Genomic DNA, 20,038 nt, shown 5'->3' on the forward strand with positions numbered 1-20,038 from the left:
GCGCCAAGGGTGCACCAATGAGCCGTCGCAGCGTCCGCTACACCACCAGTCCCTTGCTCGCGAGCAAGACGCCGGTCTGGCGCAGCAAGTTCATCGTCGCCGGCATCGCCTTCGGCTTCGTGGTGCTCGCGGGCCGGGCCGCCTACGTGCAGGTGTTCAACAACAGCTTCTTCCAGCGGCAGGGCGAAGTGCGCTTTGCGCGCACGCTCGAGCTGCCGGCCAACCGCGGGCGCATCCTCGACCGCAACGGGCTGATCCTCGCCTCCAGCGTGGTGGCGCCAAGCATCTGGGCCATTCCGGAAGATATCGAGCGCGACGACCCCGAGGTGCGGGCCAAGCTCAAGCAGGTGGCCAAGCTGCTCGAGATGCCGCAGAAGGACTTCGACAAGAAGCTCGAGGACGAGGACAAGACCTTTGTCTGGATCAAGCGCCAGGTCGACGAGCCGATCGCCAAGCAGATTGCCGCGCTCAACCTCAAGGGCATCTACCAGCGCAAGGAATACAAGCGCCAGTACCCCGAGGGCGAGGCCGCGGCGCACGTGGTGGGCTTCACCAACGTCGAGGACAACGGACAGGAAGGCATCGAGCTTTCCTTCAACAAGGAGCTGGCCGGCAAGGCCGGCTCGCGCCGCGTCATCAAGGACCGCCTGGGCCGCGTGGTCGAGGGCGTGGGCGAGCAGGTGCCGCCGGTCGACGGCAAGGACATCCAGCTCAGCGTCGACAGCAAGGTGCAGTTCTTCGCCTACCAGAAGCTGCGCGACGCGGTGACGGCGCGCAAGGCCAAGGCCGGCAGCGTGGTGGTGCTGGATGCGGTCACCGGCGAGGTGCTGGCGCTGGCCAACTATCCGAGCTACGTGCCCGACAAGCGGCAGAACCTCACGGGCGAGCAGCTGCGCAACCGCGCGCTTACCGACACCTTCGAGCCCGGCTCGACCATGAAGCCGATCACCGTGGCCATGGCGCTGGAGGCCGGCCGCGTGAAGCCCTCCACGCTGATCGAGACCTCGCCCGGCCGCTTCCAGCTGGGCGGCTTCACCATCAGCGACACGCACAACTACGGCACGCTCACGGTCGAGGGCGTGATCCAGAAGTCGAGCAACGTGGGCGCGCTCAAGATCGCCCAGAAGATGACCCCGCACGAGATGTGGGACACCTACACGGCGCTCGGCTACGGCCAGAAGCCGCAGATCCAGTTCCCCGGCGCGGTCACGGGGCGCCTGCGCCCGTGGAAGACCTGGAAGCCGGTCGAGCAGGCCACCATGGCCTATGGCTACGGCCTGTCGGCGTCGCTGTTCCAGATGGCGCATTCGTACACCGCCTTCGCGCATGACGGGGCCATCATTCCGGTCACCATCCTCAAGAGCACCGAGTCACCCGTGGGCGTGCGGGTGTTCTCGCCGTCGAACGCGCTGGCCGTGCGCAAGATGCTGCAGATGGCGGCCGGCCCGGGCGGCACCGGCACGCGCGCGCAGACCATCGGCTACTCGGTCGGCGGCAAGTCGGGCACCGCGCACAAGCAGGTTGGCAAAGGTTACGCGAGCAACAAATATCGCGCCTGGTTCACCGGCATGGCACCGATCGAAAAGCCGCGCATCATCGTCGGCGTGATGATCGACGAGCCGAGCGATGGCCAGTATTTCGGCGGCGTGGCCGCCGCGCCCGTTTTCAGCGAGGTCGTGCAGCAGACCCTGCGCATGATGAACGTTCCGCCCGACCTCGCGGTCAAACCGCTGGTGGTGACGCAAGGCGTCGACGAGAGCTTCTGAGCATGCTGACACTCACTTCCCCCTCGCTCGCCGCGCTCTGGCTCAAGGAGCGCGTGCAGGGCGCGCTGCATGCGGACAGCCGGCCGGTGGGCGCGGGCGACGGCTTCATCGCCTGGCCCGGCGCGGCCACCGACGGGCGCAGGCACGTGGCTTCGGCACTGGCGCAGGGCGCTGCGGCCTGCCTGGTCGAGCACCAGGGCGTCGAGGCCTTCGGCTTCGATGGCGACGAGCGCATCGCAAGCTACCCGGGGCTCAAGGCCGCCACCGGTCCGATCGCATCGGCCTTCTACGACGACCCCTCGGCCGCGCTCGAAGTGCTGGCCGTGACCGGCACCAATGGCAAGACCTCCACCGCATGGTGGCTCGCCGAATCGCTCTCCGCGCTGGCCGTGCCCGGCGGCGTTCGCGCGCCGCGGCTCGACGGCAGCGCCGAGCGCGGCGTGCCTTCTCCCTGCGCGGTGATGGGCACGCTGGGCATCGGCGTGCCGCCGGAGCTCGTCTACACCGGCCTCACCACGCCCGACCCGGTGATGATGCAGCGCGAACTGCGCGCGCTCGTGGAGCGCGGCTTCGGCGCCTGCGCCATCGAAGCCTCGTCGATCGGCATCGCCGAACGCCGGCTCGACGGCGCGCGCATCGCGGTGGCGGTGTTCACCAATTTCACGCAGGACCATCTCGATTACCACGGCAGCATGGAGGCCTACTGGCAGGCCAAGGCCGAGCTGTTCCGCTGGCCCGGCCTGCGCGCCGCGGTGATCAACATCGACGACGTGCACGGCGCCAGCCTGTGCGCGAACCTGCTCGAGGCCGGCATCGGCGCGCTCGACGTCTGGACCGTCTCGGCTGCCGGCGCGCCGGCGCGGCTCATGGCGCGCGACGTCGGCTACGACGCGCAGGGCCTGCGGTTCTCGGTGGCCGAACACGACAGCGATGCCGTGGAGCGCATGTCGACCGGCCTGATCGGCCAGTACAACGTGGCCAACCTGCTGGGCGTGCTCGGCACGCTGCGGGCGCTGGGGCTGTCGCTCGCGCAGGCCGTGGCGGCCTGCGCCGGGCTCACCAGCGTGCCGGGCCGCATGGAGCGCGTGGGCGCGGCTGCCAATGCGCCGCTGGCCGTAGTCGACTACGCCCACACGCCCGACGCGCTCGACAAGGCACTGGCCGGCCTGCGCCCGCTCGCGCAGCAGCGCGGCGGCGCGCTCTGGTGCGTGTTCGGCTGCGGCGGCGACCGCGACCCGATCAAGCGCCCGATGATGGCCGCGGTGGCCGAGCGCCAGGCCGACCGCGTGATCGTGACCAGCGACAACCCGCGCAGCGAGAACCCTGACGCGATCATCAGCCAGGTGCTGCTCGGCCTCGCGCGCCCCGAAGCGGCCCAGGTGCAGCCTGACCGCGCGGCCGCCATCGCCGACGCCATTGCGCAGGCCGCACCGCAGGACGTGGTGCTGCTCGCCGGCAAGGGCCATGAAGCCTGGCAGGAAATCGCCGGCCAGCGCATTCCGTTCTCGGACCGCATCCATGCGCTCGATGCACTCACCCGGCGAGGTGCCGCATGAGCCATTCGCCGATGATGTTCACGCTGGCCCAGGCGCAGCAATGGATTCCGGGCGCACGCCTGGTGGGCGACCCGGCAACCACCATTGCCCGCGTCCATACCGACACCCGCACGCTCGCCGAGGGCGACTTGTTCGTGGCGCTCAAGGGCGAACGCTTCGACGCCAACGAATTCCTGGCCGATGCCAAGGCGCGTGGCGCCGTCGCCGCCGTTGCGCACGGCGGCCTCGAGGCGGCCGGCCTGGCCGGCCTCGAGGTGCCCGATTCGCTGGCCGCGCTCGGCGCGCTCGGCGCCGGCTGGCGCGCGCAGTTCGATCTGCCGCTGATCGCCGTGACGGGCAGCAACGGCAAGACGACCGTCACGCAGATGATCGCGGCCGTGCTCGTGGCCTTCAGGGGCGATCGCGCACTCGCGACGGCCGGCAATTTCAACAACGAGATCGGCGTTCCGCTGACGCTGCTGCGCCTGCGCGCGAAGCACCAGCATGCGGTGGTCGAGCTGGGCATGAACCATCCGGGCGAGATCGCACGGCTGGCGGCCATCGCGCGTCCGACCGTCGCGCTGGTCAACAACGCGCAGCGCGAGCACCTGGAGTTCATGGCCACCGTGGAAGCCGTGGCGCTCGAGAACGGCGCGGTGTTTTCCTTCGTGCCGGAGGACGGCACCGCGGTGTTCCCCCATGGCGACGAGTTCGCCCCGCTGTGGAACGACATGGCACGCGAGGTGGCCACGCGCCGCTGCATGACCTTCGGCGAGCAGGAAGACGCCGACATCTCGCTGGTGGCCGCCGAATGGCGGCAGGGCGCATGGCAAGCGCGCATCCGCACGCCGCTGGGCGACTTCGATGCGCAGCTGCACATCGCGGGCCGGCACAACGTCGTCAATGCGCTGGCAGCCACCGCGTGCGCGCTCGCCGCCGGCATTCCGCCCGAAGTCATTGCCCGCGGCCTCACGGCCTTCGCACCGGTCAAGGGCCGCTCCAAGGCGAGCGCGGTGGTGCTGCCCGGCGGGCATTCGCTCACGCTGGTGGACGACAGCTACAACGCCAATCCCGATTCCGTGCGCGCGGCCATCGACGTGCTTGCGGCCTTGCCCGGCCCGCGCCTGCTGGTGCTCGGCGACATGGGCGAGGTCGGCAACCGCGCGCCCGAGTTCCATGCCGAGGTCGGCGACTGGGCGCGGCAGCGCGGCATCGAGGCCGTGCATGCGCTCGGCGCCGAAACCGCGCACAGCATCGCGGCCTTCAACGGCGGCGACAACGGCCGCCATTTCCCGGATATCGAGGCGCTCGTCGCCGCGGTGCTGGCGCGGCTGCCCCAGGTGGGGAGCGTGCTCGTCAAGGGCTCGCGCTTCATGAAGATGGAGCGCGTGGTGCAGGCGATCGAGCAATCACGACAACAAAAGGAGGCCGGTCATGACGCATGAGCCGCGCGACACCACATGCTGATGAGCCTGGCCCAATGGCTGCAGACACTTTCGCCCGAGTTCGGGTTCCTGCGCGTTTTCCAGTACCTCACGTTCCGTGCGCTGATGGCTGCGCTGACGGCGCTGGTCGTCGGCCTGGTGGCCGGCCCCTACGTGATCCGCCGGCTGGCCGCGCTCAAGATCGGCCAGCCGGTGCGCGGCTATGGCATGGAAACGCACCTGACCAAGAGCGGCACGCCCACCATGGGCGGCGTGCTGGTGCTGTTCGCCATCGCCTTCGCCACGCTGATGTGGTTCGACCCCTCCAACCGCTTCGTCTGGATCGTGCTGTGGGTCACGCTGGGCTTCGGCGCCATCGGCTGGGTCGACGACTGGCGCAAGGTGGTGCGCAAGGACCCGGAGGGCATGCGTTCGCGCGAGAAGTATTTCTGGCAGTCGGTGGTCGGCCTGATCGCGGGCTTCTACCTGCTCTTCAGCATCTCGGAGAGCTCGAACTGGCGCGTGCTGCAGCTGTTCTTCGCCTGGGTGCAGTCGGGCTTCGACCTCGACTTTCCGCCCAAGATCAACCTGCTGGTGCCCTTCTTCAAGGAAGTGAGCTATCCGCTCGGCGGCATCGGCTTCGTGATCCTGACCTATCTGGTGATCGTGGGCGCGAGCAACGCGGTCAACCTGACCGACGGCCTGGACGGCCTGGCGATCATGCCGGTGGTGATGGTGGGCTCGGCGCTGGGCGTGTTCGCCTACGTCACGGGCAGCGCGGTGTATTCCAAGTACCTGCTGTTCCCCAACATCCCGGGCTCGGGCGAACTGCTGGTGTTCTGCTCGGCCATGGCCGGCGCGGGCCTCGCGTTCCTCTGGTTCAACACCCATCCGGCGCAGGTCTTCATGGGCGACGTGGGCGCGCTGGCGCTCGGCGGCGCACTGGGCACCATCGCGGTCATCGTGCGCCAGGAGATCGTGTTCTTCATCATGGGCGGCATCTTCGTGGTCGAGGCGATCTCGGTGATGGCGCAGGTCATGTACTTCAAGTACACCAAGAAGCGCTACGGCGAGGGTCGCCGCGTGCTCAAGATGGCGCCGCTGCACCACCACTTCGAGAAGAGCGGCTGGCGCGAGACGCAGGTCGTGGTGCGCTTCTGGATCATCACGATGCTGCTGTGCCTCGTGGGCCTGTCGACGCTGAAGCTGCGGTGAAAAGAGAAAGCACATGCGGCACCTGAAAGACCTCCCCGTATTGATCCTCGGCCTCGGTGCGTCCGGGCTGGCGATGGCGCGCTGGTGCGCGCGCCACGGCGCGGTCGTCACGGTGGCCGATACGCGGGAGGCGCCGGCGCTGCTTGCGACGCTGCGGACGGAATGGCCCGAGGTCGCGTTCATCGGCGGCCCGTTCTCGGCCGCGCTGGTCGAAGGCACACCGATCCGTGCCGTGTACCGCTCGCCGGGGCTGTCGCCCGCGACCATTGCACCGGTCGTCGATGCGGCGCGGGCCGTGGGACTGGCGGTTGGCGGCGAACTGGATCTGTTTGCACGCGCGCTGCTGGACCTGCGGACCGTCGAGCTGCCCGCGGTCGAAGCGGCACCTGGTGTGCCGGAAGACGAGCCTGTGGTGGAGGTGCCGGCGGAGCCCGCCGCAGAACCCGAGGCGCAGGGCGAATTGCCGCTCGCTGGTGAACCGGCGGAAGCTGTGGCGGTCGCGGCACCGCAAGAGCCGGCAACGCCCGAGATGCCGGAAGCGGCAGAGCCCGCTGCCGCTGCCGATGTGGCAGAAGCCGAACCCGCACCGCCCACCGCGCAGGCCGAAGCCATGCCGCGCGACCCGTCGCTGAACGTTCCCGCCGCGCCGCCGCCCGAAGAAGAGCAACAGCCGGCGCAGGAAGAGGCGCCGGCAGCCGAGGCGCAAGAAGCCTCCGCCCCCGCGCCGGCACCCGCACCGGCCTCCGCCATCGTGTCGCGCCTGCCGACCCCCGGCCAGCCCTACGTCCCCACGGCCGCCAGGGAGGCCGCCGAGTTCGTCGCGAAGATCGCCGAACTCTCCGCCACCAACCCGGCCTCCGCCGCGGTCGAGGAAGAAGACACGCCGCAGCTCAAGCTGGTGCCGATCGAGGAGCCGCCGGCGCCCAAGGGCTACACGCCCGCGGTGCTCGCCGTCACCGGCACCAACGGCAAGACCACCGTCACCGCGCTCACCGGCCAGCTGGTCGAGCGCGCGGGCAAGAGCGTGGCCGTGGCCGGCAACATCGGCCCGACGCTGCTCGACACCCTGGCCGCGCACATCGATGCCGAGACGCTGCCCGACGTCTGGGTGCTCGAACTCTCGAGCTTCCAGCTGGACGGCGTGCAGGGCTTCGAGCCGACCGCCGCCACGGTGCTCAACCTCACGCAGGACCATCTCGACTGGCATGGCGACATGCCGCATTACGCCGCGGCCAAGGCGCGCATCTTCGGCACGCAGGGCCTCATGGTGCTCAACCGCGACGATCCCGGCGTGATGACCATGCTGCCTGCGCCTGTCAAGGTGAAGCTGCAGCGCCCGCAGGTCCGTGCCCATGTCACCTTCGGCGCCTCGATGCCGCAGCGCCCCGGCGACTACGGCATCGAACGCGTCAACGGCATGGCCTGGCTGGTGCGCGCACTCGAAGCCGACGAGACGCAGAAGCGCAAGCGCGGCGCGGTGGTCGAGGAAGAAATCTTCCTGCAGCGCCTGCTGCCCGCCGACGTGCTGCGCATCCGCGGCCGCCACAACGCGATGAACGCACTGGCGGCGCTCGCGCTGGCCAGCGCCGCCGGCTGCCCGCTCGGCCCCATGCTTTATGGCCTGCGCGAATACCGCGGCGAGCCGCACCGCGTGGAGCCGATCGCCATCGTCGACGAGGTCGAGTACTTCGACGACAGCAAGGGCACCAACGTCGGTGCAACGGTCGCCGCGCTCAACGGCCTGGGCGAAGACCGGCGCGTGGTCGTGATCCTCGGCGGCGAGGGCAAGGGCCAGGACTTCGAACCACTGGCCGCGCCCGTGGCGCAGTACGCGCGCGCCGTGGTGCTCATCGGCCGCGATGCGCCGCTGATCGAGCAGGCGCTGGCCGCCACCGGTGCTTCGCTGATGCACGCGGGCTCGATGCAGGAGGCCGTCAAGCTGGCCGCCGCGCGCGCCAACCCCGGCGATGCCGTGCTGCTGTCACCGGCCTGTGCGAGCTTCGACATGTTCAAGGACTACGAGCACCGCGCGGCCGTGTTCCGCGAGGCCGTGCAGGCGCTTGCGGACGACCCGCGCGAGGCGGCCCCGTCGTCGAACGATGCCGACTTTTCTTCGGGAGACCCGGTTTGAACACCACGGCCGCCGGCGCCACGCCCAACGCAAAGACCAGCCGTTTCGGCGGCTGGTTCCGGCGCGCACGCAGCGGCATCGATTCGCTGCCGGTGCACCTGCCGGTGCGGCTGGGCGGCGCCGGCGTCACGCAGACCAAGGCCGCGCCGATGCGCGTGCTGGGCTTCGACCAGGCGCTGGTCTGGGTCACCGTGGCGCTGCTCACCTGGGGCCTGGTGATGGTCTATTCGGCCTCCATCGCGCTGCCGGACAACCCGCGCTTCGCGCGTGCGGGCTACAGCGCGTCGTTCTTCCTCACGCGGCACGCGGCCTCGGTGGTGTTCGCGTTCATCGCGGCGCTGCTGGCCTTCCAGATTCCCATGAAGACCTGGGAGCGCGCCGCACCCTGGCTCTTCGTGGCCTCGCTGCTGCTGCTGGTGGCGGTGCTCATTCCGCACATCGGCATCAACGTCAATGGCGCGCGGCGCTGGCTGCCGCTGGGCTTCATGCGCTTCCAGCCGTCCGAGCTCGCCAAGCTCGCGATGGTGCTCTATGCCGCCAGCTACATGGTGCGCAAGATGGAGATCAAGGAACGCTTCTTCCGCGCCGTGCTGCCGATGGGCGTGGCGGTGGTGGTGGTCGGCATGCTGGTGATGGCCGAACCCGACATGGGTGCATTCATGGTGATTGCCGTGATTGCCATGGGCATCCTGTTCCTGGGCGGCGTGAACGCGCGCATGTTCTTCGTGATCGCGGCGCTGGTGGTGGTGGCCTTCGGCACCATCGTGGCCACCAGCTCGTGGCGCCGCGAGCGCATCTTCGCGTACCTCGATCCGTGGAGCGAGGAGCACGCGCTGGGCAAGGGCTACCAGCTGTCGCACTCGCTGATCGCCATCGGCCGCGGCGAGGTCTTCGGCGTCGGCCTGGGCGGCAGCGTCGAGAAGCTGCACTGGCTGCCCGAGGCGCACACCGACTTCCTGCTCGCGGTGATCGGCGAGGAGTTCGGCCTGGTCGGCGTGCTGCTGATCATCGGCCTGTTCCTCTGGCTGACGCGCCGCGTCATGCACATCGGCCGCCAGGCGATCGCGCTCGACCGCGTGTTCTCGGGCCTCGTGGCGCAGGGCGTGGGCGTGTGGATCGGCTTCCAGGCCTTCATCAACATGGGCGTGAACCTCGGCGCACTGCCAACCAAGGGGCTCACCTTGCCGCTGATGAGCTTCGGCGGCTCGGCCATCCTGATGAACCTGGTGGCGCTCGCTGTCGTGCTGCGCATCGACTACGAGAACCGCGTGTTGATGCGGGGGGGACGCATATGACCGGCCGCACCGCACTCGTCATGGCCGGCGGCACCGGCGGCCACATCTTCCCGGGGCTCGCGGTGGCCGAGGCGCTGCGCGAGCGCGGCTGGCGCGTGCACTGGCTGGGCGCGCCCGGCAGCATGGAAGAAAAGCTCGTGCCGCCGCGCGGCTTTGCCTTCGAGCCGGTGCAGTTCGGCGGCGTGCGCGGCAAGGGGCCGCTCACGCTGTTCCTGCTGCCGCTGCGGCTTCTGCGCGCGTTCTGGCAGAGCATCGGCGTGGTGCGCCGCGTGCAGCCCCACGTCGTCGTCGGCCTCGGCGGCTACATCACCTTTCCGGGCGGAATGATGAGCGTGCTGCTCAACAAGCCGCTGGTGCTGCATGAGCAGAACTCGGTGGCCGGCCTTGCCAACAAGGTGCTGGCGGGTGTGGCCGACCGCGTGTTCACGGCCTTCCCCAACGTGCTGAAGAAGGCGCAGTGGGTGGGCAACCCGCTGCGCGCGGCGTTCACCTCGCAACCCGAGCCGGCCGTGCGCTTCGCAGGCCGCAGCGGACCGCTGCGGCTCCTGGTGGTGGGCGGCAGCCTGGGGGCCAAGGCGCTCAACGCCGTGGTGCCGCAGGCGCTGGCGCGCATCGCGCCGGCCGCGCGCCCGCGGGTGCTGCACCAGAGCGGCGCCAAACAGATCGACGAGCTGCGCGCCAACTATGCGGCAGCCGGCGTGGAGGGCGAACTCACGCCCTTCATCGAAGACACCGCGCAGGCCTATGCCGACGCCGACATCATCGTCGCGCGCGCCGGGGCCAGCACCGTGACAGAAATCGCGGCCGTCGGCGCAGCAGCGCTGTTCGTGCCTTTTCCCTCGGCGGTCGACGACCACCAGACCACCAACGCGCGCTTCCTCGTCGACGCGGGCGGCGGATGGCTGGTGCAGCAGGCCGACCTCACTCCTGAATTGCTGGCTGATTTGCTACAGAAAACCGAGCGCACCGCGCTGATCGACAAGGCCACCAGGGCCAAAACCATGCAGAAGACCGAAGCCGTCGAGGCCGTCGTCCGCGCCTGCGAGGAGCTTGCCAGATGAAGCACGCGATCCGTCACATCCATTTCGTGGGCATCGGCGGCTCGGGCATGAGCGGCATCGCCGAGGTGCTGTTCAACCTGGGCTACCGCATCACCGGTTCCGACCTGGCCGACAGCGCCACCCTGCGCCGGCTCGCGGGCCTGGGCATCGGCACCTTCGTGGGCCATGCCGCTGCGCACATCGACGGCGCGGATGCGGTCGTCACTTCCACCGCGGTGCAGTCGGACAACCCCGAGGTGCTGGCCGCGCGCGAGAAGCGCATTCCCGTGGTGCCGCGTGCGCTGATGCTGGCCGAACTGATGCGGCTCAAGCAGGGCATCGCGATCGCGGGCACGCACGGCAAGACCACCACCACCAGCCTGGTGGCGAGCGTGCTCGATGCGGCCGGGCTCGATCCCACCTTCGTGATCGGCGGGCGCCTGAACAGCGCCGGCGCCAACGCGCAGCTCGGCAGCGGCGACTACATCGTGGTGGAAGCCGACGAGTCGGACGCCTCGTTCCTGAACCTGCTGCCCGTGATGGCAGTGGTCACGAACATCGATGCCGACCACATGGAAACCTACGGGCACGACTTCGCAAGGCTCAAGAAGGCTTTTGTCGATTTCCTGCACCGCATGCCGTTCTATGGCGTGGCCATCCTGTGCACCGACGATCCGGCGGTGCGCGACATCGTGGCCGAAGTCACCTGCCCGGTGACGAGCTACGGCTTCGGCGAGGAAGCCCAGGTGCGCGCGATCGACGTGCGCGCGGTGGGCGGCCAGATGCATTTCACGGCCCAGCGGCGCAACGGCGTCACGCTGCCCGACCTGCCGATCGTGCTGAACCTGCCGGGCGAGCACAACGTGCGCAACGCGCTTTCGGTGATCGCGGTGGCGGTGGAGCTCGGCATTCCCGACGAAGCGGTGCAGCGCGGACTGGCCGGCTTCAAGGGCGTGGGCCGCCGCTTCCAGAGCTATGGCGAGGTGGCCGCGCAGGGCGAGCCGGCCGGCAGCTTCACGGTGATCGACGACTACGGCCATCACCCGGTCGAGATGGCCGCGACCATTGCCGCCGCGCGCGGCGCGTTCCCGGGGCGCCGGCTGGTGCTGGCCTTCCAGCCGCACCGCTACACCCGCACGCGCGACTGCTTCGAGGACTTCGTCAAGGTCATCGGCAATGCCGACGCGGTGCTGCTGGGCGAGGTCTATGCCGCGGGCGAGCCGCCCATCGTGGCAGCGGACGGCCGCACGCTGGCGCGCGCCCTGCGCGTGGCCGGCAAGGTGGAGCCGGTGTTCGTCGACGACATCGGCGCCATGCCGCAGGCCATCCTGGACAACGCGCGCGCCGGCGACGTGGTGCTTTGCATGGGTGCGGGCTCCATTGGCGCCGTGCCGGGCAAGGTGGTTGAAATTGCAGCCGCGGCATCGCTGCCGCCAACAACGCGCAGCAGGCGCAAGGGGGAGGCAGCATGAGCCTTCAGGATCCAAAGCAATTCGGCAAGGTGGCCGTGCTGTTCGGCGGAAGCTCCGCCGAGCGCGAAATCTCGCTCCTTTCCGGCAATGGCGTGCTCGGGGCGCTGCGCTCGCGCGGTGTCGATGCGCATGCCTTCGATCCCGCCGAGCGCGACCTGGTCGAGCTGCGGCGCGAGGGTTTCGCGCGCTGCTTCATCGCGCTGCACGGCCGGCACGGCGAGGACGGCACGGTGCAGGGCGCGCTCGAGCTGCTCGGTATTCCCTATACCGGCTCGGGCGTGATGGCTTCGAGCGTGGCCATGGACAAGGTCATGACCAAGCGCATCTGGCAGGCCGACGGGCTGCCGACGCCCAGGTACGTGCGCCTGGCTTTCGACCAGCAAAGCCGCGAGCAGATCCGCGCCGTGCCCGACGTGCTCGGGCTGCCGCTCATCGTGAAGCCGCCGCGCGAGGGCTCGTCGATCGGCGTGACCAAGGTCGAGGGCTACTCGCAGATGCAGGATGCCGTGGCGCTGTCGGCGAAGTACGACGCCGACGTGCTGTGCGAGGAGTTCATCGAAGGCGAGGAAGTGACCTGCGCCGTGCTCGGCAGCGGCCTCGACGCCCGTGCGCTGCCCGTGGTGCGCATTGCCGCGCCCGAAGGCGCCTACGACTACCAGAACAAGTACTTCACCGACGACGTGAAGTACCACTGCCCGAGCGGCCTGCCCGAAGCCGAGGAGCACGAGATCCAGCGCATCACGCTGGCCGCGTACCACACACTCGGCTGCCGCGGCTGGGGCCGCGCCGACGTGATGATCCGCGCGAGCGACCGCAAGCCTTTCCTGCTCGAGATGAACACCTCGCCCGGCATGACCAGCCATTCGCTGGTGCCCATGTCGGCGCGCGCATCGGGCATCGCCTACGAAGACTTGTGCCTGCGCGTGCTGGCCTCGGCTTCGCTGGATGCCGCGGGGGGAGCGCAATAGCCATGGCCGACAGCATCCCTGTTCCGTTCGACGTCAAGCTCATGAACATCGTCTCGAACCTGGCGTTCGTGGTGGTGGCGCTCATGCTGCTGGCGGCGGGCGCATGGTGGGTGCTGCGCCAGCCGTTCTTTCCGATCGGCGGCATCAAGGTCGATGGCGACGTGACGCACAACAACGCCGTGACGCTGCGCGCCAACGTCGCGCCGCAACTCGCGGGCAACTTCTTCACCGTCGACCTGGCGCGTGCGAGAACCGCTTTCGAGTCGGTGCCCTGGGTGCGCAAGGCGGTGGTGCGGCGCGAGTTCCCGAACAAGCTGCGCGTGACGCTGACCGAGCAGGTGCCGGTGGCCAACTGGGGCGACGAGGCCGGCTCGAAGCTGATCAACGGCTTTGGCGAGGTGTTCGAAGCCAACGTGGCCGAGGTGGACGACCGGCTGCCGCGGCTCGACGGTCCCATCGAGCAGGCCGGGCAGGTGCTTGGCATGTACCGCGTGATTGCGCCGCTGTTCCCGCCCTACGACTTCAGCGTGGAAGAACTCACGCTGTCGAGCCGGGGCAGCTGGAAGGCGGTGCTGGACACCGGCGCCGAGATCGAGCTGGGCCGCGGCCAGGCCGAGGAGGTGACGGCCCGCACGCAGCGTTTCCTGAAGACCGTGACCCAGGTCGCGGGCCAGTACCGCCGCACCGCGGCGGACGTCGAGGGGGCCGACCTGCGGCACAACGACGCCTATGCGCTGCGTCTTCGCGGCGTCACCACGGTCGTTGCCGACCCCAAGACGAAGAAGAAATAGATAGCGAATACCGAGGACATTCAATGCCCAAAGAATACAAAGACCTGGTTGTCGGACTCGACATCGGAACCGCCAAGGTGATGGTGGTCGTCGCCGAGGTGCTGCCCGGCGGCGAACTCAAGCTGGCGGGGCTCGGCATCGCGCCGAGCAACGGCCTCAAGCGAGGCGTGGTGGTGAACATCGACGCCACGGTGCAGAGCATCCAGCAGGCCTTGAAGGAGGCCGAGCTGATGGCCGACTGCAAGATCAGCCGCGTCTACACCGGCATCACCGGCAGCCACATCCGCGGCATCAATTCGAGCGGCATGGTGGCGGTGAAGGACAAGGAGGTCACGCCCGCCGACGTGGCCCGCGTGGTGGAAACCGCGCGCGCCATCAACATCTCGAGCGACCAGCGCCTGCTGCTGGTGGAGCCGCAGGAATTCGTGATCGACGGGCAGGACGTGAAGGAGCCGATCGGCATGAGCGGCATGCGGCTCGAGGCCAAGGTGCACATCGTGACCGGCGCGCAGAGCGCGGCCGAGAACATCATCAAGTGCGTGCGCCGCTGCGGCCTCGAGGTCGACCAGCTGATGCTCAATCCGCTGGCCTCCAGCCAGGCGGTGCTGACCGAGGACGAGCGCGAGCTCGGCGTGGTGCTGGTGGACATCGGCGCGGGCACCACCGACGTGGCCATCTTCACCAACGGCGCGATCCGCCACACGGCGGTGATCCCGATCGCGGGCGACCTGATCACCAGCGACATCGCGATGGCGCTGCGCACGCCCACCAAGGACGCGGAAGACATCAAGGTCGAAAACGGCTATGCCAAGCAGCTGCTGGCCGACCCCGACACGCAGGTGGAAGTGCCGGGCCTGGGCGACCGCGGTCCGCGCATGCTGAGCAAGCAGGCGCTGGCCGGCGTGATCGAGCCGCGCATCGAGGAGATCTTCTCGCTGGTGCAGCAGGTGGTGCGCGAGTCGGGCTACGAAGAGGTGCTGTCCTCGGGCGTGGTGCTCACGGGCGGCAGCGCGGTGATGCCCGGTATGGTCGAGCTCGGCGAGGACATCTTCCTGAAGCCGGTGCGGCGCGGCATTCCGAAGTATTCGAGCGCGCTCTCCGACATGGTGGCGCAGCCGCGCGCCGCCACCGTGATGGGCCTGCTCGAGGAAGCACGCTTCGCACGCATGCGCGGCTTCAAGGTCGCGCAGAAGAACGGATCCGTAAAGACTGCGTTCGGGCGTTTCAAGGACTTCATCGTGGGGAACTTCTGACCATGAACCACTCCCCACTCTGGCTCGCACGCGGCGGTCCGCCCTTGCATTTCAACGAGCGATGGCGGCGCACGGGTCCACCGCCGCGACGACAGCTTCGTTGAACTCGTCAAGACACCAGAAAAATTCATAGATACACAACGGCAACTGCAAATTCAAGGAGTTAGAAATGACCATCGAAATGATCGAAGTCGAAGAATTCAACCAAGGCACCCAGATCAAGGTGATCGGCGTCGGCGGCGGCGGCGGCAATGCCGTCGCGCACATGATGGAGCGCGGCGTGCAGGGCGTGCAGTTCGTCTGCGCCAACACCGACGCGCAGGCGCTCCAGCGCAGCAACGCGCACAAGATCATCCAGCTGGGCACCAGCGGCCTGGGCGCGGGCAGCAAGCCCGACAAGGGCCGTGACGCGGCCGAAGCCGCGGTGGACGACATCCGCGCCGCCATCGACGGCGCGCACATGCTGTTCATCACGGCCGGCATGGGCGGCGGCACCGGTACCGGCGCCGCACCGGTGATCGCGCGCGTGGCCAAGGAAATGGGCATCCTCACCGTGGGCGTGGTGACCAAGCCCTTCGACTGGGAAGGCGGCCGCCGCATGACCAATGCCGACGCCGGCCTGGCCGAGCTCGAGGCCAACGTCGACTCGCTGATCGTGGTGCTCAACGAGAAGCTGCTCGACGTGCTGGGCGAGGACATCACCCAGGACGAAGCCTTCGCGCATGCCAACGACGTGCTCAAGAACGCGGTGGGCGGCATCTCGGAAATCATCAACGAGTACGGCGGCGTGAACGTCGACTTCGAAGACGTGCGCACCGTGATGGGCGAGCCCGGCAAGGCCATGATGGGCACGGCCGCTGCTGCCGGCCCGGACCGCGCGCGCATTGCCGCCGAGCAGGCCGTGGCCTGCCCGCTGCTCGAAGGCATCGACCTCTCGGGCGCCAAGGGCGTGCTGGTGCTGGTGACCGCATCGAAGGGCTCGCTGAAGCTCAACGAGTCGAAGCTCGCGATGAACACCATCCGCGCCTACGCCTCGCCCGATGCGCACGTGATCTATGGCGCGGCCTACGACGAGAGCCTGGGCGACCAGATGCGCGTGACGGTGGTCGCCACCGGCCTGTCGCGCGCCGATGCGCGCCGCCAGGCACCGACGCTCGAAGTGATCCGCACCGGCACCGACAACATCCCGTTCAACGTGCCCACGCTCGGCGCCGGCCATGCGGGCCACGCCGGCCACGGCGGCGGCAACCAGCCGAACTACGACGGCATGGCCGTTCCCAGCGTGTGGCGCACGAACCGCACCATGGCCGCGGCCAAGGTGGATGCGCTGTCGTCGGGCGGCATGGACGATTTCGAGATCCCGGCATTCCTGCGCCGTCAAGCCGATTGACGGCAAGGCAACCGAACGCAGAGGGCACGAAGGTTCGCAAGGGGTACGGGGAAGACCTGAAAGGGACTTCTGCCGGCTCTAGGCGCTGCGTCCGCTTCGTGCCCTTTGCGTCCATCGCCGGTCGGTGGGCATAGAACCCATGTCTATCGCTGCCATAGCGAGGGGAATAGGGCGGCACGGGCGCCGCGCGCCTAAAATCTTCGGCGTGCTGCAACAACGAACCCTCAAGTCGATCAGCCGCGCCGTGGGCGTGGGGCTTCACAGCGGCCAGCGCGTGGAACTCACGCTGCGCCCCGCTCCGGTGGACACCGGCATCGTGTTCCGGCGTGTCGACCTGCCCGAGCCGGTCGACATCCGCATGACCGCCGAAGCGGTGACCGACACGCGCCTGGCCTCCACCGTCTCGACCGGCGGCGCCAAGGTGCAGACGGTCGAGCACCTGATGTCGGCCTGCGCCGGCCTCGGGATCGACAACCTCTACATCGACATCACGGCCGACGAAGTGCCGATCCTCGACGGGTCGGCCTCGTCCTTCGTGTTCCTGCTGCAAAGCGCGGGCATCGAGCTGCAGAAGGCGCCGCGCCGCTTCATCCGCGTGACGCGCAAGGTCGAGGTGCGCGAGGGCGAGGGCGCCAACGAGAAGTGGGCGAGCCTGGAGCCCTACCACGGCTACAAGCTGAGCTTCGAGATCGACTTCGACCACCGCGTGGTCAATTCCACCGGCCAGCGCGTGGAGTTCGACCTCGGCACCGACTCCTACAGCCGCGACATCGCACGCGCGCGCACCTTCGGCTTCACCAAGGAAGTCGAGTACATGCGCAGCAAGGGCCTGGCGCTCGGCGGCGGCCTGGACAACGCCATCGTGATGGACGACACCAAGGTGCTCAATGCCGGGGGCCTGCGCTACGACGACGAGTTCGTGAAGCACAAGATCCTCGACGCCATGGGCGACCTCTACATCATCGGCAAGCCGCTGCTCGCGGCCTACACCGCGTTCCGCTCGGGCCATGCGCTCAACAACAAGCTGCTGCGCGAACTGCTGGCCCACAGCGACGCCTACGAGGTCGTCACCTTCGAAGACGAAAAGCGCGCACCGCGCGGCTTCGGCGAAGTGGCGCGGGCCTGGTAGGCCGCGTTCGCAATGCTTCTCTTCCGCTGGGCCATCCTGCTGCTTCTGCTGGTGGCGGGCGTGTCGTTCGCGTTCTATGCGGGCACGGGCCAGGCCAAGTACCGGCGCTTCGGCTGGATCGTGCTCAAGTGGACGCTGCTTGCGGCCTTCGGCTTCTTCGCAGTGTTGATTGCCGAACGCGTGGTGTAGTCGGCTCGCCCCCAGGCTGCGCGGCACTTCGTGGCCGGTGATCGATCTCAGTCGGCCAGGGTCTGCAACGCCTGCACCTGCTGTGCCAGCAGCAGCCCCCTGCGGTGCGCGGGCACCAGCAGCATGAGCGTGTCGCCCAATGTCTTCGGGCGTCCCCAGGGCGCATGCAGCCTGCCTTGCGCGAGCAGCGGCGCCACCAGCTGCTCGCGGCCCATCAGCACGCCTTCGCCGTCGAGCGCCGCCTGCAGCGCGAGGCTGTAAAGCGAGAAGTCCGGGCCGGCGGCCAGCGCATCGGCCTCGGCTGCGTTGATACCGGGACGCACGGCCTGCAGCCAGCGCGCCCAGTCGTCGTGCCACACGGTGTCGTGCAGTCCGCCGCAGCGGGCCAGTACATCGACCAGGTCGTCGAGCGCGCGCGGGCGCCCGCTTGGCAGCGTCTGCTGGAGGCGCGGGCTGCACACCGGCACGAGCCGGTCGCGCGCGAGCGCCATGCCTTGCGCGCCGACGGCGGTTTCGATGCGATCGCCGGCGCGTGCATAGAAGAGGCCGAGGTCGAAGGGTTCGCGCCGGAAGTTCGGCGGCTGCTCGAGCGCCGTCACGGACACCTGCACGCCGGGCAGCGCCGCCTTCAGCCGCGAAAGCCGCGGCGACAGCCACAGCTGCGCCATCGCCGGCAGGGCCGCGACCTGCAGCGTGCTGCGGCGCGCGGCAGTCTGCGTCTCGTGCCGCAGCGCCTGCACCGCGAGGCCGAGCTGGTCGACCGCGGCGCTGAGGGCGGGCAGTGCGCGCCGTCCGTGCGCGCTGAGGCGGATGCCCTGGCTGTGGCGTTCGAACAGCGCACCGCCGGCCCAGGTCTCCAGCGCCTTGATCTGCTGCGCGACGGCGGCCGGCGTGACGAACAGCTCTTCGGCCGCACGCGCAAAGCTGCCGTGGCGTGCCGCAGCCTCGAAGGCGCGAACGGCTGTGTGCGGGGGCAGGCGAGGGCGGGGTGGTGCGAGGGGCATGCGGCGTGGAGGCCCAAGTTTTTCTATCGCTCGGGCCCAGATTATCCGTGTTGCCCGCAGTGATGGCGCAGGCGACCATGCGGCCACCTGCCACTTCCAGCGAGATCTGCCGCATGCCTGCCGCCCTCCAACGCCGTTCCTGGGTTCCCGCTGCCAGCGAAGACCATGTGCTCGCGATTGCCGCCGATGCGGCCGCGCGCGATGCGGCCGGCATCGCCGCCGAGATCGAAAGGCTCGCGGACGACAACCATCGCATCCATGACCGTGAGGGCCTGAACCTCAACCCCGCCACCAACGTGATGAATCCTGCCGCCGAGGCGCTGCTGTCGCGCGGGCTCGGCTCGCGGGCATCGCTGGGCTACCCGGGCGACAAGTACGAAGTGGGGCTGGAGGCCATCGAGTGCATCGAGGTCATCGCGGCCGAGCTGGCCGCCGAGGTGTTCGGCTCGAAGTTTGCCGAGGTGCGCGTGAGCTCCGGCGCGCTGTCGAACCTCTATGTGTTCATGGCGACCTGCCGGCCCGGCGACACGATCATCGCGCCGCCGCCGGCCATCGGCGGCCACGTCACGCACCATGCGGCCGGCGCGGCCGGGCTCTATGGATTGAAGACGGTGTCCGCGCCGGTCGATGCCGACGGCTACACGGTCGATGTCACGGCGCTGGCCAGGCTCGTGCACGAGGTGAAGCCGAAGCTCATCACCATCGGCGGCAGCCTGAATCTGTTTCCGCATCCGGTGCCGGCGATCCGCGAGATCGCGGACAGCGTGGGCGCGAAGCTGTTGTTCGATGCCGCGCATCTTTCGGGCATGGTGGCCGGCAAGGCCTGGCCGCAGCCGCTCGAGGAGGGCGCGCATGCGATCACCATGAGCACCTACAAGAGCCTCGGCGGTCCGGCTGGCGGGCTGATCGTGTCGAACGATGCGGCGCTGATGGAGCGCATCGACGCCATCGCCTACCCCGGCCTCACGGCCAACTCCGATGCGGGGCGCACCGCGGCGCTGGCGCGCGGGCTGCTCGACTGGAAGGCGCACGGCACGGCCTACGCCTCGGCGATGCGCGAGACCGCGCAGGCGCTGGCACGCGCGCTCGACGCCGAGGGCCTGCCGGTGTTCGCGAAGGCGCGCGGCTTCACGCAGTCGCACCAGTTCGCGCTCGAGGCTGCGCCTTGGGGCGGTGGGCAGCGCGCCGCGAGGAAACTGGCCGGGGGTGGTTTGCTGGCCTGCGGCATTGGCCTGCCGATCGCACCGGTGGAGGGAGACATCAACGGCCTGCGTCTGGGCGTGCCGGAGATCGTGCGGCTCGGCTTCACGCCCGACGACATGCCGCAGCTTGCGTCGTGGATCGCGCGTGCGCTGAAAGGCGATGCGGCGTCCGTGGCGGCCGAGGTGCGCGAGCGCCGCGCGCGGCTCGGCGGCCTGCGCTACATCGTGCGCTGA

Annotated in this window: 16 protein-coding genes; 15 read left to right on the top strand and 1 reads right to left on the bottom strand. The window is 69.2% G+C overall.

Annotated features, from left to right (window positions below; genetic code table 11):
- Positions 1–17 precede the first annotated feature (17 nt).
- From FB547_RS06495 to FB547_RS33275, 14 genes are all read left to right on the top strand, one after another.
- Positions 18–1,766: a peptidoglycan D,D-transpeptidase FtsI family protein gene (locus tag FB547_RS06495; RefSeq protein ID WP_145740652.1), complete on the top strand. Its 1,749-nt coding sequence runs from the start codon at positions 18–20 to the stop codon at positions 1,764–1,766.
- A 2-nt stretch (positions 1,767–1,768) separates the two neighbouring features.
- Positions 1,769–3,322, top strand: coding sequence for a UDP-N-acetylmuramoyl-L-alanyl-D-glutamate--2,6-diaminopimelate ligase (locus FB547_RS06500; protein WP_145740654.1), 1,554 nt, complete (start codon positions 1,769–1,771; stop codon positions 3,320–3,322).
- Positions 3,319–4,746 (top strand): UDP-N-acetylmuramoyl-tripeptide--D-alanyl-D-alanine ligase, encoded by a 1,428-nt coding sequence (gene murF, locus FB547_RS06505; RefSeq protein WP_186454121.1) that lies wholly within the window; start codon positions 3,319–3,321, stop codon positions 4,744–4,746. The genes FB547_RS06500 and murF overlap by 4 nt, the downstream gene beginning before the upstream one ends.
- A 15-nt stretch (positions 4,747–4,761) precedes the next feature.
- The gene (mraY, locus tag FB547_RS06510; RefSeq protein ID WP_145740656.1) at positions 4,762–5,940 is read left to right on the top strand and encodes a phospho-N-acetylmuramoyl-pentapeptide-transferase; all 1,179 of its coding nucleotides are present in this window, start codon (positions 4,762–4,764) and stop codon (positions 5,938–5,940) included.
- A gap of 13 nt (positions 5,941–5,953) precedes the next feature.
- Complete coding sequence (gene murD, locus FB547_RS06515; RefSeq protein ID WP_145740657.1) at positions 5,954–8,071, top strand: UDP-N-acetylmuramoyl-L-alanine--D-glutamate ligase; 2,118 nt, start codon at positions 5,954–5,956, stop codon at positions 8,069–8,071.
- Positions 8,068–9,366: a putative lipid II flippase FtsW gene (ftsW, locus tag FB547_RS06520; protein WP_145740659.1), complete on the top strand. Its 1,299-nt coding sequence runs from the start codon at positions 8,068–8,070 to the stop codon at positions 9,364–9,366. Before murD ends, ftsW begins: the two co-directional genes overlap by 4 nt.
- The gene (murG, locus tag FB547_RS06525; protein WP_145740661.1) at positions 9,363–10,427 is read left to right on the top strand and encodes an undecaprenyldiphospho-muramoylpentapeptide beta-N-acetylglucosaminyltransferase; all 1,065 of its coding nucleotides are present in this window, start codon (positions 9,363–9,365) and stop codon (positions 10,425–10,427) included. Before ftsW ends, murG begins: the two co-directional genes overlap by 4 nt.
- A complete protein-coding gene (gene murC, locus FB547_RS06530; RefSeq protein WP_145740662.1) occupies positions 10,424–11,878 on the top strand; it encodes a UDP-N-acetylmuramate--L-alanine ligase in 1,455 nt (484 codons plus the stop codon). Before murG ends, murC begins: the two co-directional genes overlap by 4 nt.
- Positions 11,875–12,846: a D-alanine--D-alanine ligase gene (locus FB547_RS06535; RefSeq protein WP_145740664.1), complete on the top strand. Its 972-nt coding sequence runs from the start codon at positions 11,875–11,877 to the stop codon at positions 12,844–12,846. The genes murC and FB547_RS06535 overlap by 4 nt, the downstream gene beginning before the upstream one ends.
- 2 nt (positions 12,847–12,848) lie before the next feature.
- Complete coding sequence (locus FB547_RS06540) at positions 12,849–13,637, top strand: cell division protein FtsQ/DivIB (protein ID WP_012746072.1); 789 nt, start codon at positions 12,849–12,851, stop codon at positions 13,635–13,637.
- Between the two features lie 23 nt (positions 13,638–13,660).
- Positions 13,661–14,890 (top strand): cell division protein FtsA, encoded by a 1,230-nt coding sequence (gene ftsA / locus FB547_RS06545; protein WP_007832444.1) that lies wholly within the window; start codon positions 13,661–13,663, stop codon positions 14,888–14,890.
- A gap of 169 nt (positions 14,891–15,059) precedes the next feature.
- Positions 15,060–16,280 (top strand): cell division protein FtsZ, encoded by a 1,221-nt coding sequence (ftsZ, locus tag FB547_RS06550; RefSeq protein WP_012746073.1) that lies wholly within the window; start codon positions 15,060–15,062, stop codon positions 16,278–16,280.
- A 205-nt stretch (positions 16,281–16,485) separates the two neighbouring features.
- Positions 16,486–17,409, top strand: coding sequence for a UDP-3-O-acyl-N-acetylglucosamine deacetylase (lpxC, locus tag FB547_RS06555; protein ID WP_012746074.1), 924 nt, complete (start codon positions 16,486–16,488; stop codon positions 17,407–17,409).
- A gap of 12 nt (positions 17,410–17,421) precedes the next feature.
- The gene (locus FB547_RS33275; protein ID WP_012746075.1) at positions 17,422–17,598 is read left to right on the top strand and encodes a hypothetical protein; all 177 of its coding nucleotides are present in this window, start codon (positions 17,422–17,424) and stop codon (positions 17,596–17,598) included.
- 47 nt (positions 17,599–17,645) lie between these two features.
- Here the strand turns inward: FB547_RS33275 and FB547_RS06560 are convergent, their stop codons facing one another.
- Complete coding sequence (locus tag FB547_RS06560; protein WP_145740666.1) at positions 17,646–18,602, bottom strand: LysR family transcriptional regulator; 957 nt, start codon at positions 18,600–18,602, stop codon at positions 17,646–17,648.
- A gap of 113 nt (positions 18,603–18,715) precedes the next feature.
- Between FB547_RS06560 and glyA the strand changes: the two genes are divergently transcribed.
- Complete coding sequence (gene glyA, locus FB547_RS06565) at positions 18,716–20,038, top strand: serine hydroxymethyltransferase (protein WP_145740667.1); 1,323 nt, start codon at positions 18,716–18,718, stop codon at positions 20,036–20,038.

Origin of the sequence: Variovorax beijingensis, assembly GCF_007828835.1 — a bacterium.
GTDB classification, from domain to species: domain Bacteria; phylum Pseudomonadota; class Gammaproteobacteria; order Burkholderiales; family Burkholderiaceae_C; genus Variovorax; species Variovorax beijingensis_A.

Excerpts from the sequence above, each read along its gene's own strand:
- FB547_RS06495 (WP_145740652.1), top strand. The coding sequence starts at position 18 with ATGAGCCGTCGCAGCGTCCGCTACACCACCAGTCCCTTGCTCGCGAGC.
- FB547_RS06500 (WP_145740654.1), top strand. The coding sequence starts at position 1,769 with ATGCTGACACTCACTTCCCCCTCGCTCGCCGCGCTCTGGCTCAAGGAG.
- murF (WP_186454121.1), top strand. The coding sequence starts at position 3,319 with ATGAGCCATTCGCCGATGATGTTCACGCTGGCCCAGGCGCAGCAATGG.
- mraY (WP_145740656.1), top strand. The coding sequence starts at position 4,762 with ATGCTGATGAGCCTGGCCCAATGGCTGCAGACACTTTCGCCCGAGTTC.
- murD (WP_145740657.1), top strand. The coding sequence starts at position 5,954 with ATGCGGCACCTGAAAGACCTCCCCGTATTGATCCTCGGCCTCGGTGCG.
- murG (WP_145740661.1), top strand. The coding sequence starts at position 9,363 with ATGACCGGCCGCACCGCACTCGTCATGGCCGGCGGCACCGGCGGCCAC.
- murC (WP_145740662.1), top strand. The coding sequence starts at position 10,424 with ATGAAGCACGCGATCCGTCACATCCATTTCGTGGGCATCGGCGGCTCG.
- FB547_RS06535 (WP_145740664.1), top strand. The coding sequence starts at position 11,875 with ATGAGCCTTCAGGATCCAAAGCAATTCGGCAAGGTGGCCGTGCTGTTC.
- FB547_RS06540 (WP_012746072.1), top strand. The coding sequence starts at position 12,849 with ATGGCCGACAGCATCCCTGTTCCGTTCGACGTCAAGCTCATGAACATC.
- ftsA (WP_007832444.1), top strand. The coding sequence starts at position 13,661 with ATGCCCAAAGAATACAAAGACCTGGTTGTCGGACTCGACATCGGAACC.
- ftsZ (WP_012746073.1), top strand. The coding sequence starts at position 15,060 with ATGACCATCGAAATGATCGAAGTCGAAGAATTCAACCAAGGCACCCAG.
- FB547_RS33275 (WP_012746075.1), top strand. The coding sequence starts at position 17,422 with ATGCTTCTCTTCCGCTGGGCCATCCTGCTGCTTCTGCTGGTGGCGGGC.
- FB547_RS06560 (WP_145740666.1), bottom strand. The coding sequence starts at position 18,602 with ATGCCCCTCGCACCACCCCGCCCTCGCCTGCCCCCGCACACAGCCGTT.
- glyA (WP_145740667.1), top strand. The coding sequence starts at position 18,716 with ATGCCTGCCGCCCTCCAACGCCGTTCCTGGGTTCCCGCTGCCAGCGAA.